Source organism: Abyssibius alkaniclasticus (assembly GCF_020447305.1).
GTDB classification, from domain to species: domain Bacteria; phylum Pseudomonadota; class Alphaproteobacteria; order Rhodobacterales; family Rhodobacteraceae; genus Abyssibius; species Abyssibius alkaniclasticus.
The window spans coordinates 793,621-807,986 of record NZ_CP095732.1; the positions used below are offsets into that span (position 1 = coordinate 793,621).

The window sequence follows — 14,366 nt, forward strand, 5'->3', positions numbered from 1 at the left end:
TTATCAGAACCGGCCTAGAAGGGCAGCGCGTTGCCGTTGGCGGTAATGCCATTGGGCGAGAACTCGATATCCGAGACGTAATGATCGGCCCCTTCGGCGCGGGCAAAACCCATGATCATACCCATCGCCATACCGGCCTGCTGCTGGGGCACAAGGCCAATCTGCACAAGTGCGTTCACCAGCGTCTGCACGCCTTTGGCGGTGATTGTCACCATCCCGGTCGGAAAGGGGAAGCCCATCGAATTGTCGACCGTCGCATCCCCCGTGGCGGAAACTTCGGCACCACCGGCTGCCAGCAGGATCTGGCGAATGGTGATGTCTTGCACTTCGGCCACATCCATCGGGTTGCCGCTGTCAAACGATGAGTCCGGGTCGTCCCAGTTGATCCGGCTGATCACATTCGCCAGAACATCGATATTCAGGTTCAGCGGCGTGCGCGGAATGCTCTGGCCGGGGTCGATCATTGCCAAAAGCGATTCCGGCATGGTCAGGTTCTCCAGCGACAGTTTCAAGCTGGCTTCCTCGACATCGCCCGAATTGATCAGCGGCAGGCGCAGGCCCATATCGGCAGAGGTCAGCGCGATCATGAAGGGCGGCACGGGCGTGCCTTCGATCACCAGCTCGTTGAACTGGTAGTTTGCAACACCATTGCGCGAATTGAAGGCGAAGATTCCGTCTGTCATCGTCGCGGACAGTTCGGTTTCAACCGATTGCGCTGTCATATCAACCGTAACGTCGGGGCCGGAAATGGCCATCTCGATGGACTGGCTGCCCGCGGTGAAGTTGAAAGACGCGTTGCGCTCACCCTTCATATAGTCGGGCATCTGACGCTCATCGACCGCGTCAAAGGCAAGATCATAGGCGAAATCGACCATATTGCCCGATTCCGCCACGCGCTGACCGTCATAGGTGTTGACATCGAAAGCAAAAACGAACGCATCCCAGCCGCCTTCCGATGCCACGGTCATGCTGGCGGGCGTGAAGCTCGACATGGTGGTCAGCCCGGTAATGGCGAAGCTCAGCTCGTTGAAGATCGGGTTCTCACCCGAGCCGGTCAGTTGCAGGCTTGGAATGTTCAGCACATAGTTCCATGTCGCGGCGGCATCGCCACCAGCGCCGGGGATGATATTGTCGAGCGTGGCGGTCACACCATCGCTCAGCACTTCGATCGTGTAAGGCGGTATGTCGTTTTCATTTATGGTCACATTGACGCGCGGCGAAACCGAGATCGTCACCTGTCCGGGCACCGATGCGCTGGGTTCAATGCGCAGCCAGTCAATTTCGATGACAGTGCCGTTTTCGGCATCTTCTTCGATGCGCAGGCCGGAATATTCGACCGAATAATCGTCGCCGACCTTCTTGTTGTCATAGGCAATGCGGGTATCATTCTGGCCAGCCATTGCCTCGACGCCTTCCAGCAGTGCCGGAAGCTGGGCTTGCGACAGCGCGGGTGCCGCCCAGATCAGACCAAGCGCGGTTGATGACGCCAATATCACTTTTTTCATGAGACTTCCCTTCGTTTAGTCTTTTTGTTTCAATTATCTTCGCGCGTCATGCGCGCGAAAAGTCTATTGGCGCAACCCTAAAGCACATAGCGGCTGATATCGGTGTTGCGGGCCAACTCTCCCAAATGTTTATCCACAAATTCTGCATCGACAGTGACCGATTCGCCACTGCGATCAGGGGCAGAATAGCTCAATTCCTCGAATACACGCTCTAAAACCGTGTAAAGGCGGCGTGCGCCAATGTTTTCAACGGCAGAATTTACCTCGGCGGCGATTTTTGCGAGCGCGCCAATTCCATCTTCCGTAAAGGTCACATCCACGTTTTCGGTGGCCATCAGGGCGGTATATTGGCGGGTCAGTGCATTGTCGGTTTCCGTCAGGATGCGCACGAAATCCGCTTCTGACAATGCGCGCAGTTCAACCCGAATGGGCAGGCGGCCCTGCAATTCTGGCAGCAAATCGGATGGTTTGGCCACATGAAAGGCGCCCGAGGCGATGAACAGGATATGGTCGCTGCGCACGGGGCCGTATTTGGTCGATACACTCGTGCCCTCGATCAGCGGCAGCAGGTCGCGCTGCACGCCTTCGCGGCTGACATCGCCACCGCGCGCATCGGCACGCGCGCAGACCTTGTCGATCTCGTCCAGAAACACGATGCCGTTTTCCTCAACAGCAGCAATCGCCTCGCGCGTCACCGCCTCCTCGTCGAGCAGCTTGTCAGCCTCGACGGCGAGCAGAATCTCGTGGCTGTCCTTCACCTTCATCTTCTGGGTTTTTGTGCGCCCGCCCATTGCTTTGGACAGCATATCGCCAAGGTTCATCATGCCCATGCTGGCACCGGGCTGGCCGGGAATGTCGAACATTGCCGGGCCCTGGCTGGCGGATTCGGGCAGTTCAACCTCGATCTCGGTGTCATCGAGCAAGCCGTCGCGCAGCTTCTTGCGGAACATCTCGCGGGTCTGTTCGCGCGCGCCGTCGCCGGCCAGTGCCTCGATCACACGGTTTTCGGCGGCCTCATGCGCCTTGGCGCGCACATTTTCGCGCATATGCTCGCGCACCATGACAATGGCTGAATCCATCAAATCGCGGATGATCTGTTCCACATCGCGGCCGACATAGCCGACCTCGGTAAATTTTGTTGCCTCGACCTTGATGAAGGGCGCGCGCGCCAGTTTCGCCAGGCGGCGGCTGATCTCGGTTTTACCCACGCCGGTTGGCCCGATCATCAGAATATTCTTCGGGTAAACCTCGTCGCGCAGATCATCGGCAAGCTGCTGGCGGCGCCAGCGGTTGCGCAGGGCCACGGCTACCGCGCGCTTGGCATCGGCCTGGCCAATGACAAAACGGTCAAGCTCCGAAACGATTTCGCGGGGGGTCAGGTCGGTCATTCGGTATCCATTATCGTATCATAAGGGGGAAGGCGGTGTTTCAGCGGAAAGCCCGGCAGGGCGCGCATGATGCCCGCGCGGATTGCCCCCCACCATGTGCCCAGCACGGTGATGAACACGCCAAGAACAAGCAGGGTCAGCACATAGGACCAGCCTTTATTGGACGTGTCGCCAAAGGCGGCAACCAGCAAGGCGGCCATGTAAAGAATGCCGGCGGTGAGAAAGGAGCGCCGGTCGACAATCAGCGCCATCAGCGAGATGAGCGTGAGCGCCAGCGCGGTAAGCAGATAGCCGGTTGTGCCGCCCATATTGTAAAGGCTCAGCGCAATGGTGTTCACCAAAGCCGGTGCCGCAATCAGATGCAGCCAGAAGCCGGCAGCGGATTTGCGGCCAATGCGGTAAGGGTCTTGCGTGTCAAACCACATGCCCACGACGAAAGCGACCAGCCCGAAGGCCAGCGTGGCATAGGAAAACACCGACGAGCCGTTCAAATCAAACGGGTTTTCATACCAGGCGCGGCTATAGGCAAAGGCCGAAGGTTCGATCAACGCGGCCAGCGAAAAGGTAACCGCAATGCCGTAAATCCCCACCAGAAACATGGTGAAGGGCAAATGAAACACGCGATACCAGACCAGCATGGCCCCAAAGCCGATAAGCGACACGATCAAAAAGTCAGTTTCGTCAAACCTGATTGGGTCAAAGAGCAGATAGCCAAAGAACAAGCCGATGCTGACGGCAAAAACCGTGGCCAGCCACATGCTTGGCAGGTTCATCCGGCGGTTGAGCGTGAAGTAGAACGCCAGTGCAAAGGCAAGGCCCGCGCCGCTGAAGGCGACAAAGCCGAATTGTCGGCTGACCATCAGCAGGCCCAAAATGCCGGTGAACAGAATTGACAGGCCAACGGTGACAAAAATTTCCGCAAAACCCGAGAAAAACTCGAAAGGTTCATCCTCGCGCTTCATGAAGTCGCGATAGCCGATGCGCTTTTCAATCATCACGCGCATCGCCGTGGCCTGCTTTTCGGTAATGATATCTGCGGCCACAGCGGCGCGCAGATCGTTCAGATCCATTTCAGCCATCAATGGTTTCCACTGTAATATTGCCGTTGGTATAGACACAAATTTCTGCGGCAATCGCCATTGCCTTGCGGGCAATCGCCTCGGCGTCCAGATCGCTGTCCATCAGGGCGCGGGCCGCCGCCAGCGCGTAATTCCCGCCCGAGCCAACGGCGGCAATGCCGTGTTCGGGCTCCAGCACATCGCCGGCACCTGTCAGCACGAACAGATCGCGGCCATCGGTGACAATCAGCATGGCTTCGAGGTTGCGCAGATATTTATCCATCCGCCAATCCTTGGCGAGTTCAACGGCGGCGCGCGCCAACTGCCCGCTGGCGGCTTCCAGCTTCTTTTCGAGCCGCTCAAGCAGGGTGAAGGCATCGGCGGTAGAGCCCGCAAAACCGCAGACCACATCGCGCGCGCCGGGGGCAGCACTTGGCGTTAGCCTGCGCACCTTGCGGGCCGAGCCCTTGATCACGGTCTGTCCAAGGCTCACCTGCCCGTCACCCGCCAGAACAACCTTGCCGCCCTTCTTCACCCCGATGATCGTGGTGCCGTGCCAGCCCGGAAACGCGTCTTTACCCTGCATGAATAACCCCTTGTTTGGACTGTCACCTAGGGTGTGTGGCCGCAAATTGCAAATGCTGCTTTGCGTTTCGCCTATTCCAGCGTGGCCGGGCGGAAGCCGCGGGCGGACAAAGCGCGCACCAACGGCGCCCAATGGCCGCAGACCTTGCTGGAAATCGCGGTATCCGGATGGCGCACAAACGGGCCGATACGGGGGATGGCCTTGCGGATATCCTTGCCAGAATAGCCCGCCCCGTTGCGCAGATAGATATGCCAGTCGACCTTGCTTACCGCCGCCTCGTGCCGGTCGAAAAACCCCAGATAGGGGGCGATCAGCAGCGTGCCGGGGCGGGCCTGTTCAACAATCCGCGCCTCCATCTCGGCCAGCAGGTCGATATCCGACATGGGTTTGTAGAAATAGATGATGTCATATTCATCGTAATCCTCGAATTCCAGCGCATTGGCCAGGATCGAGCGGCAGTTGAGCGTATATTCGGTGTTCAGCAAGCGGTTGGCGCGCTCGTGAAAGCCGGGGTCGAACTCGATTCCATGCACAAGCGGAAAAAACCGCGCGGCCATCAGCAAGGTTGTGCCGCGCCCGCTGCCAACATCAAGATAACGCAGCGGTTTTTCATGCGCGGCGGCGGCCTTGGCACGCATCGCCCCATGCATCATCGCCATATAGAGATGCGGCAGCATGGGAATATCGCGATAGGCGCCAAAGGCGGCGGCGGCATCATCCTGGTCGACCGCGTTCAAAATCTGGTCGACCAGCACAAAGGCGCGGGCAAGCGCATCGACCTGCGTATCGGCCATGTCTTGCAGCCATGACGGGTAGATCTCGGCCTCGTCACCGGCAAGCGCGCGGGCCATACAGGCGCGCAGCGCATTCCAGGCGCGCAAACTGCGGCGCGAAATATGCTGAACGCGGTTGACCAGCGGGCCGGAATGCACGGCGCTGGGCGAGGCGATGAAATTGCCGCTACGGCGCAGCTCAAATTCCAGCCCACGGGTTGCGCGCCGAAACGGCGATTCCAGCGCGTCGATATCGCCAAGCAATGCGGCCCCCTCGGCGGCAGGCGGCGGGTTGAGCGGGGTGGCGATCAGGGCAACGGCGCGGTCGATCAGCGCGGCCAGTTTTTCAATTTCACCGTCCAAAAGGGCCAGTTTGGCGGCGATTTTACGATCATTATCCATAGTCAAATCTTTGGCTGTCAAAGGCCAAGCCTAGCAGATTCGCCAGGAATTCAATAAAAAAAGGGCGCCCGGTTCCCCGCGCGCCCGATTTTTTGCAAACGCGGCCCTAGGCAAGGCTGCGTTCAATTTCCTGCGTGGTGAAAATCTCGATAACGTCGCCCACGCGAATATCTTCGTAATTTTCAAAGGCCATGCCGCATTCCTGACCCGATGGCACCTCTTTGACCTCGTCCTTAAAGCGTTTGAGGGTTTTGAGCTTGCCTTCGTGAATGACCACATTGTCGCGCAACAGGCGCACACCGGCATGGCGGCGGGCATAGCCGTCGGTGACAATACAGCCGGCAATCTTGCCAGCACCGGTGATCTTGAACACCTCTTTGATTTCGGCATTGCCGACAAAGGTTTCCTTGATTTCCGGTGTCAACATGCCCGACGCGGCCAGTTTGATATCGTCTACCAGGTCATAGATGATCGAGTAATAGCGGATCTCGACCCCCTTCTGGTTGGCGCTTTCGCGCGCCTGGCTGTTGGCGCGCACGTTGAAGCCGATGATCGGCGCATTCGAGGCCGAGGCCAGCGTCACATCGGATTCCGTAACCGCACCAACGCCCGACAGAAGAACACGCACGCGCACTTCCTCGTTGCCGATCTTTTCCAGCGCCTGGGTAATGGCTTCGGCAGACCCCTGCACATCGGCCTTCACCAGAACCGGCAATTCGATAACGTTTTCATTGGCCTTGGCCTGGGCCAGCAACTGGTCAAGCGTGGTGGCGGCACCGGCTGCGGCGCGTTTGTCCTTGGAAACGCCAGCGCGATATTCGGCAATTTCGCGGGCGCGCGCCTCGTCGGGCACCACGTTCAGCGTATCACCGGCTTCGGGCGTGCCGTTCAGGCCCAGCACCTCGACAGGCACCGAGGGGCCCGCTTCGTCAACGCGGTCGCCCTGGTCATCGATCAGGGCGCGCACACGGCCCCATTGCTCGCCGACCACGAAAATATCGCCTTTGCGCAAGGTGCCATATTGCACCAGAACGGTGGCAACCGGGCCACGACCGACATCGAGCTTGGCTTCGATCACCGCACCGGCTGCCGGGCGCGCGGGGTTGGCCGTCAGCTCCAGCAGTTCGGATTGCAGCGCAATGGCTTCAAGCAGGTTATCAATGCCCTTGCCGGTTTTGGCGGACAGCTCGACATCCTGCACATCGCCCGACATTTTCTCGACAACAATTTCATGCTGCAACAGGGCTGTGCGCACACGGTTGGGGTCGGCATCGGGTTTGTCGCATTTGTTGATGGCAACAATCAGCGGCACCTTGGCGGCCTTGGCGTGCTGGATCGCCTCAATCGTTTGCGGCATCACGCTGTCATCAGCGGCAACGACCAGCACAACGATATCGGTCACCTGCGCGCCGCGCGACCGCATCGAGGTAAAGGCCGCATGGCCCGGCGTATCAAGGAAGGTCAGCACAGCGCCGCTTTCGGTTTCCACCTGATAGGCGCCGATATGCTGGGTAATGCCACCGGCTTCACCCGTGGCAACCGTGGTTTTGCGAATCGCATCCAGAAGCGAGGTTTTGCCGTGGTCGACATGGCCCATAATGGTCACAACCGGCGGGCGCGGCACCTGCGCGGCTTCGTCATCATCGGGTGTTGCGACGATGATATCCTCGACCTGGCTGTCGGAGACGCGCACAACGCGGTGGCCGAATTCTTCAACGATCAGCGTGGCGGTTTCATGGTCGATCGACTGGTTCTGCGTGGCCATGATGCCATTGGTCATCAGCGCCTTGACCACCGCGGCCGCGCGTTCGGCCATGCGGTTGGCAAGTTCCTGCACGGTAATCGCGTCGGGCACCTGCACATCGCGGCTGACCTTTTCACGCTCGCCGCTGCCGGTCATCTTGCGCTTGTCACGCTCCTGTCGGCGCTTCATCGCGGCCATAGAGCGCTGGCGGTTGCCCTGATCGCCCAGAGCCTGCGTAATGGTCAGCTTGCCCGAACGGCGGCGGTTGTCTTCGGTTTTTGCGCGGGTGTTGCGCTTGTCTTCATCGCGGTCGGTGCGTTTGGCGGCCGGGGCCGAATCGGTCGGGGCCTTGTCGCGCGAGCGCACGGGCTTGTCACCCAGGGGCGCATCGGCAACCGGATCAGGTTCCGCCGCAACCTTTTTGGTCTTGGCAATTTTCGCGGCCTTGGCGGCTTCGGCCTCGGCCTTGCGTTCCGCTTCCAGCCGTTCGGCTTCCGCCTCTTCGGCGGCGCGGGCTTCTGCATCCTTTTCAGCGCGCAGCCGTTCACGTTCGCGTTCGCGGGCCTGGGCTTCTTCCTGTTCCTTGGCGGCGCGGTCGGCCTCGTTGGCCAAGGCGGCTTCCAGCGCCTTCTTGCGGCGGTCAAACTCGGCATCCGACAGGTTTTGCGCCACAGCGCCCTGGGCATTGGCAACCTTGGCCGCGGTCGAGCCGGGTTTGGGAATGGCAACCTTGCGCCGTTTCGTTTCAACAACGACACTTTTGGTGCGGCCGTGGCTGAAGCTTTGCTTCACCGTGCCGGCACCACCCTTGATGCTCAGGGTCTTTTTACCGTCGCCGTTATTCTGATCGCTCATTCTTCGCCTTAACCTTTCCTCACTGCGCCGGATCGCGCAGGGTCTTTGCATTCGTCACAACTTTTGGCGTTGCGCCATTTGGCATTGCGCCAGTCAGGTTGGCAGAACGCAAACCAGACAATCGCGTCGCTTCAAGCCTGATGCGTTTCGCTATACCGCCCGGTGTCAGCGCGGCATGTATCACAGTCTCCCGCCCAAAGGCCATGCCCAATTCTTGTGCCGAAAGGCAAAGAATATGGGTATTTGCCCCTTCGGGCGGCCGCAGGGCGGTTTTTCCGCGGGCTGAACCGTCTGAGGCCTGCAAAAGCAGCGCCGCTTTGCCGGCCACAAGTTCCGCCTTGGTCTTTTCCAGACCGCATACGGCCTGCCCGGCCTTGCGCGCCAGCGACACCAGGTCGACAAGGCGGCGTGCAAGCCCGGCTTCCACCTGCTCGGCCAGATCGTCCGGCACCTTTACGGCGGCCTTCGCACCACGGGCAAACAGCCCTTTTTTGGCGGCCTTCTCAATGGCCGAACGGTCGGCCGAAACCCAAATGCCACGCCCCGGCAGCTTTTCGCCAAGGTCGGGCCAGATCATGCCATCCGGGCCCAGCACAAAGCGCACAAGCCCGCATTTGGGGCCGCTATCGCCGGTGGTAATGCACCGGCGTTCGCTTTCCTGGTCTGTGTCCTTGCGGCCGCCTCGTGTCATAGGGTCTCAGAGGCCGGGCATCAGGCCTCCGCCTCCGCGTCATCGTCGCCGGCAGCTTCAGCCTCGGCGGCGGCTGCATCGGCAGCAAGGTCTTCTGCGGTGACCCAGCCCATCAGCAAACGGGCATTCATGACCAGCGCGCGCGCTTCTTCAAGGTTCACATCGAACTTTTCGAGCAGGCCAACCTCTTTGACGCGCTTGCCATCGTCATCGGTGGTAACACCACCGGCAAGTTCCCAGTCGGCGCATTGGGCGAAATCTTCCAGCGTTTTCACGCCATCTTCCGCCAATGCCACAAACATCTGGGGGCTCAGGCCCTCAAAGTCAAACAGCGACTGGTCAACACCCAGCTCGCGCGCCTTGTCCAGCGCCTGACGGTTGATCTCGTCAAGGCTTTCACGGGCGCGGGCCTGCAACTCTTCGGCGGTGTCGGTGTCAAAACCATCAATCGCGGCAAGCTCTTCGCTATCGACATAGGCCACCTCTTCCAGCGTGGCAAAGCCTTCGGAGACCAGAAGCTGCGCGACCATTTCATCAACGTTCATCCCGTCCATGAACAGCTGCGTGCGCTCGGTAAATTCGGTCTGGCGGCGCTCGCTTTCCGCGGATTCCGTCATGATGTCGATATCGAACCCGGTCAGCTGGCTGGCAAGGCGCACGTTCTGGCCACGGCGGCCAATGGCCAAGGATAGCTGCTCGTCGGGCACGACAACCTCGATCCGGTCGGCCTCTTCATCCAGCACGACCTTGGACACTTCGGCGGGCTGGAGCGCGTTCACCAGGAAGGTGGCCGCGTCCTGATTCCACGGGATAATGTCGATCTTTTCGCCCTGAAGCTCGTTCACAACGGCCTGCACGCGGCTGCCGCGCATCCCGACGCAGGCGCCGACCGGGTCGATCGAGTTATCATAAGAAATCACGCCGATTTTCGCACGGCTGCCGGGGTCACGCGCCACGGCCTTGATTTCGATCACGCCGTCATAGATTTCCGGCACTTCCATCTTGAACAGCTCGGCCAGAAATTCCGGCGCGGTGCGGGACAGGAAAATCTGCGGGCCGCGCACTTCAGAGCGCACATCTTTCACATAGGCGCGCACGCGGTCGCCATTGCGGAAGGGTTCGCGGTTGATCAGCTGGTCGCGGCGCAAAATCGCCTCGCCCCGGCCGACATCGACGATCACGTTGCCATATTCCACGCGTTTGACGACACCGTTGATGATGGTGCCGACACGGTCCTTGAATTCTTCAAACTGGCGCTCGCGCTCGGCTTCGCGCACCTTTTGCATGATCACCTGCTTGGCGGCCTGTGCGGCGATACGGCCCATATCCTGCTGCGGCAGAATATCCGACAGAACCTCGCCAAGCTCGGCATCGGGCTTGTCAAGGCGCGCTTCTTCCAGCGTGATTTCGGTGAAGTGGTTTTCCACCTCCTCCACAACCGTGCGGCAGCGGGTCAGCGTCAACTCGCCCGACTTGCGGTCGATATGGGCGCGGATGTCATATTCGCTGCCATAGCGGTGGCGCGTGGCCTTGGCCATGCTCTCTTCCATCGCTTCGATCACCAAGCCGGGGTCGATCAGCTTTTCACGGGCGACCGCATCGGCGATCTGCAAAAGTTCCAAGCGGTTTGCGCTGGTTACGGCCATTTCAGTTGTCCTCTTCTGTGGTCGAATCGGCGGTCGATTCTTCGACCTCGTCAAAATCTGCTTCATTGAAGGTGCCGGCGTCTTTGCGGGCGCGCAAGGATTCGGCGATCAGCTCATCGGTCAGCACAAGTTTGGCTTCGGTCAGCCAGTCAAATTGTAACCCAATTGTGCCCTCGGGGATATCTATCAGAATCTCGCCATCCTCGACGCCGCGCAGCACGCCGGTAAAGCGTTTGCGCCCGTCGATCAGTTCGGATGTCATCAGCTTCACCTGATAGCCTTCATAGGTTTCAAAGTCTTTCAGGCGGGTCAGCGGCCGGTCGATGCCGGGCGAGGACACTTCAAGCGTATATTCCTCGACAATCGGGTCTTCGACATCGAGCAGCGCCGAGATTGCGGTCGAGATTTTCGCGCAATCCTCAATTTCGATCCCGCCTTCGGGGCGTTCGGCCATGATTTGCAACGTGGTCGATTTGCCGCCCATCAGGCGCAGACGCACAAGCTCATAGCCCAAACCTTCAATGGTCGGGGTGATAAGGTCGGCGATGCGGCGGTCGATGGCCGCTTTGGCAATGAGTTCGGGCATGGGTTCGGGCATGGGTTCGGGCATGGGTTCGGGCTGTTTCATCTCAGGAAGCGCAAGGCAGGTAACGGGGCACAAAAAAACGGGCGCGCGGCCCGTTCAATGTTTCGGTGGTATCGGGTTTGGACGCCGACGCCGCTATCAAGGGGGCATATACGCCCGGCCCGCATGAAATGCAAGCCGCAAATGGGCCTAGGCAAACCCGTCGAGATTCAGGACAAGCGCCAAAATCCGGTCACTTCGCCCCGCCGCCCCGCCGGGCCTTTGCGAAAAACTCAGCGATACCGGCAGTTTTGCACCATTGGCGGCGATGAATACACGCTCAACGCTGGTCATACTGCCCGCCAGAATTTTGCGCCATTCCCCCTGCAAGGCTGCATCGGGGTTGGGTTGGCCGCAGAGCGAAAAGAAATCCTGCATCAGCATCCACCCCGGATCGGCCCGCAACATCCGCGCCGCATGAAGGTTCAAATCCACCACATGGCCCTGCCCATTGAACCAGATCAGCCCCTGGGTGAGCAGCGCAGCATGGGGTTTGGCAATGGTTTCAATATTCATGGCGGGCCTCGCTGGGGTTTGCCCCAAGCTTGCCCGTGAAGTGCTAAAAAGCGGTTACGATGCGCGCGATCAAAAATCCACCGCGATGCCCTTCTTCTCCCAATCGCCATAGCGCACGGGTTCGGGGCCGTCGCGCCCGCCCAACTCCTTGGGCAATTCGGCCACGGGTTCAGCCCGCCGCGCTTCGGCTTCGGCTAGGGCGCGGGCGGCGGCGGCTTTGATGCGCGCCTCTTTTTGCTTAACATCTTCGTTCATATATCCTGTGTAGCGCGCGCCATGCGTGCTGGACAAGTCTGCTTTCAGATAGGATATGGAGCGGGATATGGGATATTTTCGCACAAGTTTGCTGCTTGCGGCACTGACCGCGCTGTTCTTGGGCCTTGGCTGGCTTCTGGGCGGCGGGTTTGGTGTGGTTATCGCGCTGATTTTCGCGATGGGCACGAATTTCTATGCGTGGTGGAACTCCGACACGCTCGCCTTGTCGCGCCATAATGCCGAAATGATCAGCGGCGCGAACAACCCCGACCTGTTTCGGCTGGTTGGCGAGCTGGCCGATGCCGCCGGGTTGCCGCACCCGAAAGTGGCGGTGATCAGCGCCGATGCGCCCAATGCTTTTGCCACGGGGCGTAACCCCGATAACGCCACGGTTGCCGTGACAACCGGCCTGCTGGCCATTCTGGACCGCGACGAGCTTGCCGGTGTGATCGCGCATGAGCTTGCGCATATCGAGCAGCGCGACACGCTGACCATGACCATTGCCGCCACGGTTGGCGGGGCAATCTCGATGCTGGCGCAGTTTGCGCTGTTCTTTGGTGGCGGCCGCGACCGGGGGGCTTTCGGGATCATCGGTGTCATTCTGGGCGCAATTCTGGCCCCGATTGCCGCCATGCTGATCCAGATGATGGTATCGCGCGGGCGCGAATATGTGGCTGACCGGCGCGGGGCGGAAATTTCGGGCGCACCGCTGGCGCTGGCCTCGGCCTTGCAAAAACTTTCCGCGCGCGCCGGGCGTATTGAAATGGAAACCGCCGAACGCGCGCCCGCATCTGCGCATCTGTTCATTGTGAACCCGCTGAGTGGCGCGCGCATGGATAACCTGTTCTCGACCCATCCGAACCCCGAAAACCGCATCGCGGCTTTGCGGGCGCTGGCCGAAACCATGCCGCGCCGGCAACCGCGTGAAACGGCGCGGCGCGCCGGGTCCGTTCCCCTTGTGCGCCGTCGCAAGGGTCCTTGGGCATGAGCGCAGACGCTCCCGGCCTGGCCGCGCGCCGCGCCGCCCTTGGCCTGCTGCACGCCGTGCAGGTTGAAGGGCAGATGCTTGACGAGGTGGCCGCACCCTTTGCCCGGCTGGAACCATCCGAAAAGGCGCGCGCGCTAAGCCTTGCGCGCGGGGTGTTGCGCGATGTCGGGCGGCTCGATGCGGTGCTGGCGCGCTATATGGAGCGCCGCCCCGAGCCGGCAACACTGGATATTCTGCGCCTCGCCGCCTGGGAATGCCTGCGCGACGGGGTGGCCGCCCATGCGGTTGTCGATAGCGCCGTGCAACTTGCGCAAGGCGCGGGCCGCACACGCCGCACAGCAGGATTGGTGAATGCCGTCGCCCGCCGCGTTGCCGCCGATGGCCTGCCCGCCGATTGGCAGGAACTTCCGCTGCAAGACCTGCCCAAACCGCTTTCCGGCCCGCTGGCGCGCAGCTATGGCAAAGCGGCACTGGCCGAGATGATGCGCGTGCAGGCCGAACTGCCGCCGCTGGATATTTCGCTGAAAGAGCCTGCTCGGGCCGCCGAATGGGCTGAAAAACTCGGCGCGGACATCCTGACCCCCACGACCTTGCGGCTGCGCGACTGGGGGCAGGTCAGCGCGCTGCCCGGCTTTGAAAGCGGCGATTGGTGGGTCCAGGATGTCGCCGCCGCCCAGCCCGTGCGGCTTGCAGGCGATGTTTCGGGGCTGCGTGTGCTTGACCTTTGCGCCGCACCGGGGGGCAAAACCCTGCAACTGGCCGCCGCCGGGGCCGATGTCACCGCGCTTGACAATTCCGAACACCGTCTGCTGCGGCTGCGCGAAAACCTTGCCCGCACCGGGCTTTCCGCCAAAATCATCGCCGCCGATGCGCAAATATGGGCGCCACAAGTGCCGTTCGATCTGATCTTGCTCGATGCGCCCTGTTCGGCCAGCGGCACGATTCGCCGCCACCCCGACCTGCCCTTCATCAAAACGATGGAGGACATTCGCCCGTTGCTGGAGCTTCAGGCCGCGCTGCTCAACCGCGCGCTGGGCTGGCTTGCCCCGAACGGCCGGCTGATTTACTGCACCTGCTCGCTTTTGCCCGCCGAGGGCGAGGCGCAGATCACCAGGCTTCTGGCCAAACGGCGCAAGTTTCCACAGATCCGCCCCGCCCTGCCCGAAGGGCTGGAGCCCGGCTGGATGGATGCGGCGGGCAATTTGCGCCTGCGCCCGGACTATTGGGCGGCCAAGGGGGGGATGGACGGCTTCTTTGCTGCTGTGCTACAGGCCGGGTCAGCACCACAGCCCTAGCGGTGCAAACCACGAATTCCGGCACGTTCAAGACGTGCA

Annotated in this window: 13 protein-coding genes; 2 read left to right on the top strand and 11 right to left on the bottom strand. The window is 60.8% G+C overall.

Annotation, left to right across the window (positions count from 1 at the left end; genetic code table 11):
• Positions 1–14: 14 nt before the first annotated feature.
• The 11 genes from LGT41_RS04120 to LGT41_RS04170 form a co-directional block, all read right to left on the bottom strand.
• Entirely contained in the window at positions 15–1,505 is a 1,491-nt protein-coding gene (locus tag LGT41_RS04120; RefSeq protein WP_274128782.1) for a DUF2125 domain-containing protein, read from the bottom strand.
• A gap of 77 nt (positions 1,506–1,582) precedes the next feature.
• Positions 1,583–2,893 carry an ATP-dependent protease ATPase subunit HslU gene (hslU, locus tag LGT41_RS04125; RefSeq protein ID WP_274128783.1) on the bottom strand — a complete coding sequence of 437 codons (1,311 nt, stop codon included), beginning with the start codon at positions 2,891–2,893 and terminating at the stop codon, positions 1,583–1,585.
• Positions 2,890–3,972 (bottom strand): hypothetical protein, encoded by a 1,083-nt coding sequence (locus LGT41_RS04130; RefSeq protein ID WP_274128784.1) that lies wholly within the window; start codon positions 3,970–3,972, stop codon positions 2,890–2,892. Before LGT41_RS04130 ends, hslU begins: the two co-directional genes overlap by 4 nt.
• A complete protein-coding gene (gene hslV / locus LGT41_RS04135) occupies positions 3,965–4,537 on the bottom strand; it encodes an ATP-dependent protease subunit HslV (RefSeq protein WP_274128786.1) in 573 nt (190 codons plus the stop codon). Before hslV ends, LGT41_RS04130 begins: the two co-directional genes overlap by 8 nt.
• 71 nt (positions 4,538–4,608) lie before the next feature.
• Entirely contained in the window at positions 4,609–5,712 is a 1,104-nt protein-coding gene (locus tag LGT41_RS04140) for a class I SAM-dependent methyltransferase (RefSeq protein ID WP_274128788.1), read from the bottom strand.
• 106 nt (positions 5,713–5,818) lie between these two features.
• A complete protein-coding gene (infB, locus tag LGT41_RS04145; RefSeq protein WP_274128790.1) occupies positions 5,819–8,311 on the bottom strand; it encodes a translation initiation factor IF-2 in 2,493 nt (830 codons plus the stop codon).
• A gap of 19 nt (positions 8,312–8,330) precedes the next feature.
• Positions 8,331–9,002, bottom strand: a complete 672-nt coding sequence (locus LGT41_RS04150; protein WP_274128792.1) for an RNA-binding protein — start codon at positions 9,000–9,002, stop codon at positions 8,331–8,333.
• A gap of 20 nt (positions 9,003–9,022) precedes the next feature.
• Positions 9,023–10,648, bottom strand: a complete 1,626-nt coding sequence (gene nusA / locus LGT41_RS04155) for a transcription termination factor NusA (protein WP_274128794.1) — start codon at positions 10,646–10,648, stop codon at positions 9,023–9,025.
• A gap of 1 nt (position 10,649) precedes the next feature.
• Positions 10,650–11,276 carry a ribosome maturation factor RimP gene (rimP, locus tag LGT41_RS04160; RefSeq protein ID WP_274128796.1) on the bottom strand — a complete coding sequence of 209 codons (627 nt, stop codon included), beginning with the start codon at positions 11,274–11,276 and terminating at the stop codon, positions 10,650–10,652.
• 147 nt (positions 11,277–11,423) lie between these two features.
• Complete coding sequence (locus tag LGT41_RS04165) at positions 11,424–11,789, bottom strand: nitrogen regulation protein NR(II) (RefSeq protein ID WP_274128797.1); 366 nt, start codon at positions 11,787–11,789, stop codon at positions 11,424–11,426.
• A gap of 69 nt (positions 11,790–11,858) precedes the next feature.
• Positions 11,859–12,044 carry a DUF1674 domain-containing protein gene (locus tag LGT41_RS04170; protein WP_274128799.1) on the bottom strand — a complete coding sequence of 62 codons (186 nt, stop codon included), beginning with the start codon at positions 12,042–12,044 and terminating at the stop codon, positions 11,859–11,861.
• A 67-nt stretch (positions 12,045–12,111) separates the two neighbouring features.
• On the opposite strand from LGT41_RS04170, the gene htpX reads away from it, so the two are divergent.
• The gene (htpX, locus tag LGT41_RS04175; protein ID WP_274128800.1) at positions 12,112–13,032 is read left to right on the top strand and encodes a zinc metalloprotease HtpX; all 921 of its coding nucleotides are present in this window, start codon (positions 12,112–12,114) and stop codon (positions 13,030–13,032) included.
• Positions 13,029–14,327, top strand: coding sequence for an RsmB/NOP family class I SAM-dependent RNA methyltransferase (locus LGT41_RS04180; protein WP_274128801.1), 1,299 nt, complete (start codon positions 13,029–13,031; stop codon positions 14,325–14,327). Before htpX ends, LGT41_RS04180 begins: the two co-directional genes overlap by 4 nt.
• The last annotated feature ends 39 nt before the right edge of the window (positions 14,328–14,366 follow it).

Excerpts from the sequence above, each read along its gene's own strand:
- LGT41_RS04120 (WP_274128782.1), bottom strand. The coding sequence starts at position 1,505 with ATGAAAAAAGTGATATTGGCGTCATCAACCGCGCTTGGTCTGATCTGG.
- hslU (WP_274128783.1), bottom strand. The coding sequence starts at position 2,893 with ATGACCGACCTGACCCCCCGCGAAATCGTTTCGGAGCTTGACCGTTTT.
- LGT41_RS04130 (WP_274128784.1), bottom strand. The coding sequence starts at position 3,972 with ATGGCTGAAATGGATCTGAACGATCTGCGCGCCGCTGTGGCCGCAGAT.
- hslV (WP_274128786.1), bottom strand. The coding sequence starts at position 4,537 with ATGCAGGGTAAAGACGCGTTTCCGGGCTGGCACGGCACCACGATCATC.
- LGT41_RS04140 (WP_274128788.1), bottom strand. The coding sequence starts at position 5,712 with ATGGATAATGATCGTAAAATCGCCGCCAAACTGGCCCTTTTGGACGGT.
- infB (WP_274128790.1), bottom strand. The coding sequence starts at position 8,311 with ATGAGCGATCAGAATAACGGCGACGGTAAAAAGACCCTGAGCATCAAG.
- LGT41_RS04150 (WP_274128792.1), bottom strand. The coding sequence starts at position 9,002 with ATGACACGAGGCGGCCGCAAGGACACAGACCAGGAAAGCGAACGCCGG.
- nusA (WP_274128794.1), bottom strand. The coding sequence starts at position 10,648 with ATGGCCGTAACCAGCGCAAACCGCTTGGAACTTTTGCAGATCGCCGAT.
- rimP (WP_274128796.1), bottom strand. The coding sequence starts at position 11,276 with ATGAAACAGCCCGAACCCATGCCCGAACCCATGCCCGAACCCATGCCC.
- LGT41_RS04165 (WP_274128797.1), bottom strand. The coding sequence starts at position 11,789 with ATGAATATTGAAACCATTGCCAAACCCCATGCTGCGCTGCTCACCCAG.
- LGT41_RS04170 (WP_274128799.1), bottom strand. The coding sequence starts at position 12,044 with ATGAACGAAGATGTTAAGCAAAAAGAGGCGCGCATCAAAGCCGCCGCC.
- htpX (WP_274128800.1), top strand. The coding sequence starts at position 12,112 with ATGGGATATTTTCGCACAAGTTTGCTGCTTGCGGCACTGACCGCGCTG.
- LGT41_RS04180 (WP_274128801.1), top strand. The coding sequence starts at position 13,029 with ATGAGCGCAGACGCTCCCGGCCTGGCCGCGCGCCGCGCCGCCCTTGGC.